Origin of the sequence: Methylobacterium sp. BTF04 (genome assembly GCF_010692745.1) — a bacterium.
Taxonomy (GTDB): Bacteria; Pseudomonadota; Alphaproteobacteria; order Rhizobiales; family Beijerinckiaceae; genus Methylobacterium.
This window is the reverse complement of sequence record NZ_JAAHTB010000132.1, coordinates 1-2,778: the sequence shown is the minus strand read 5'-3', so window position 1 is coordinate 2,778 and position 2,778 is coordinate 1. Positions and strand designations below refer to the sequence as shown.

Below are 2,778 nucleotides of genomic sequence, written 5' to 3'. Positions count from 1 at the left end.
GGCCTGCCAATCCTCACCCCAGTGTCAGCTTCGTTCTGACCACCTGAGCAATTACCGTTCTCGAGCCGGCGTACGGCATCCTTCAAGTTTGATGTGTGATAAGACAAAGGGCAAGTCTGTAAACTTAGAATAATTAACCTATTCATGAAATACATCATACTAAGAGTTTGAAGCCACGTGCCTGTTGCGAAGGTATTGATCATGATCCTCGGACGCCTCAGCATTTCCCGACGAATCCTTCTCGTGCTTGCCATCGGCATTGCGACGCCGGCCTTCGTATCCGTCCAATCCCTCATCAACGTGCGACAATCGCTGCTGGAGGCCCGTGCCTCTGAGATGAAGCATCTCGACGAGGCCGCATGGATGCTCGTGGCAGGTTATCACGACCGGGCCGTGAAAGGCCTCATGACGGAGGAAGCCGCGAAGGAGGCAGCGAGAAGCGCAATCCGCGACATGCGCTACGACGAGACGAACTACTTCTTCATCTGGGACCTGAGCGGAACCAGCGTCGCGCACGGCGGCAACCGCGCCCTGGAAGGCAGAAATTTCCTCACCGGACCCGATGCCGCAAAAAGCCCGGGTGTCGCCGACATGGTGGGCAAGCTCGTCACGGTCGCCCGCGATCGGAAGGAAGGTTTCGCCAACTACCAAATCCCGAAGGCAGGCCAGACGGTCGCGCTGGACAAGATCGGCTACTCGAAGCTTTTCGCGCCCTGGGGGTGGGCTATCGGCACCGGGGCGTATGTCGCCGATATCGATACGTTCTTCTGGGCCGAAGCGCAGTGGGGTATGATCGTCGCCGGGTGCCTGACGGCCATAGCGGCACTTTTCTCCTATGTCCTGGCCCGTGATCTCTCGCGCTCGCTGCGTGGGCTGACGGGGGCCGTGAACACCCTGGCCTCCGGCGACCTTGCGGTGGCGATCCCTTCGGTCGATCGTGGCGACGAAGTCGGCATCATGGCGCGCGCCATGGAAATATTCAAAGCGACACTCATACGGACCCGCGCCTTGGAAGATGAAACCGCCTCGGCCCGAGACGGCGCCGAGGCGGAACGCCGCGCGGCCACCCACACGATGGCCGACGGTTTCCAGCAGGCGGTCAGCGGTATCGTCGAGGCCGTGCAGTCCGCCGCCTCAGGCATGCAGGAGACCGCGCGGGGCATGTCGCACACGGCCACGGAGACGGCGCACCAGTCCTCGGCCGTGGCGGGAGCTGCGAGCGAAACGGCGGCGAACGTCAACACAGTGGCGGCAGCAGCCGAAGAACTGGGGGTCAGTGTCCAGGAGATCGGCCGTCAGGTGACCGGCTCGGCGGAGCTCGCGAAGGCGGCCGTCGGCGAGGCGGAGCAGACCGGCGCCCTGGTGCAGGAACTGAACAGTGCGACCGACCGCATCGGCGACGCCGTGGCGATGATCACGCAGATCGCCGGCCAGACCAACCTGCTGGCGCTGAACGCCACGATCGAGGCGGCGCGCGCCGGAGAGGCGGGGCGGGGCTTCGCCGTCGTGGCGGCGGAGGTCAAGCAACTGGCCAATCAGACGGCGCGGGTCACCGAGGAAATCTCGAGCCATGTGGCGCGTATCCAGGGGTCCACGGTCAGCGCGGTCTCGGCGATCGGAAGCATCCGTACCCGTCTGCAGGAGATCAGCGCCGTGGCCACGTCGATCGCCGCAGCGGTGGAGGAGCAGGGGGCAGCCACGCAGGAGATCGTTCGCAACATCGGGCAGGCCGCCGACGGTACGAATTCGGTGACGACGACGATCGTCGATGTGTCCGAGGCTGTGGAGGCGACTGGCACAGCCGCGGCCCAGGTGCTGACCTCGGCCGTCGAGGTCACACGGCAATCGCAGCACCTGAGCGCCGAGATCGCGCGATACCTGACCACGGTGCGCGCCGCGTAAGAGCGAGGCGTCACCTATCAAAAAAACCAATTCCTCGACAGTTCGGCGGGGCAAGTTGCAAGTGGTTCGGAACAGCTTCGTCTCTGTCGGAAAAACGTGTCGGCTTTTCTATTTCGTAGAAACGGCATTTCAGCCAATCCCGACATGCTCGTTGGATGCGCCCGTGTCTGCACTCTCGACCAGAACCTCGACCTGCAGCGCGATGCCCTGACCAAGCTCACGGCTTTTTCCAGCATGGGCATAGACGAGGCGCTCGTGCAGGAGATCCTCCGGACCGCACACCTCCAACGTGTTCCATCGGGGCAATGGCTGCCGGATCGTCGGCGCTGTGCTCTAAGGCAAGCTGGGCGTGGTTCTGCCGTCAATCCCGCTACCGCAATCCCTGCGTGCCCTGCTCAGCCCATGCTCTCGCACTCGTAAGCCTGTGCAGCAGCTCGACCTGTTTTCGCTCATTAGGCTCTAAAGAGATCCGATCGGCATGACCGCTGCGGGCCAGACTTGGCCGGGCGTGACCTGGTCTGAATCTGCCCATGATCGCGAACCGCACCCTGGGTGCACAGGTGTGTAGAGAATATTTAACAACATTTGAGAGCAATTCGCAGCATTTCGAAGCATGTACCCCGCTTCAAGCGGCTTCGGGAGGCTTCGATCTGTTTCGGTTCGCTTCAGAATCGCGGCGCTCTGCACTTCGATTTGCGAGCGGCGGCTTGGGTGGTAGGCACGACATGATCCGGCAGTAGGCGACGAGTTTGGTGCCATCCGAGGCCTGCCGGCACTTCAGTGCGTGTGGTGTGATACACCTCCTGCGACCGTGCTTTTTACCGTACGCATACCGTATCTGGTCGCCCTTCTACCGTGCTCTACCGTACCTTGCCG

The 2,778-nt window shown here is 62.3% G+C and carries 2 protein-coding genes; one reads left to right on the top strand and one right to left on the bottom strand.

What is annotated here, in order from left to right; genetic code table 11:
• Positions 1 to 201 precede the first annotated feature (201 nt).
• Positions 202 to 1,902: a methyl-accepting chemotaxis protein gene (locus G3T14_RS23655; RefSeq protein ID WP_163644933.1), complete on the top strand. Its 1,701-nt coding sequence runs from the start codon at positions 202 to 204 to the stop codon at positions 1,900 to 1,902.
• A gap of 129 nt (positions 1,903 to 2,031) precedes the next feature.
• Here the strand turns inward: G3T14_RS23655 and G3T14_RS23650 are convergent, their stop codons facing one another.
• Complete coding sequence (locus G3T14_RS23650; RefSeq protein WP_163644932.1) at positions 2,032 to 2,184, bottom strand: hypothetical protein; 153 nt, start codon at positions 2,182 to 2,184, stop codon at positions 2,032 to 2,034.
• Positions 2,185 to 2,778 lie beyond the last annotated feature (594 nt).

Excerpts from the sequence above, each read along its gene's own strand:
- G3T14_RS23655 (WP_163644933.1), top strand. The coding sequence starts at position 202 with ATGATCCTCGGACGCCTCAGCATTTCCCGACGAATCCTTCTCGTGCTT.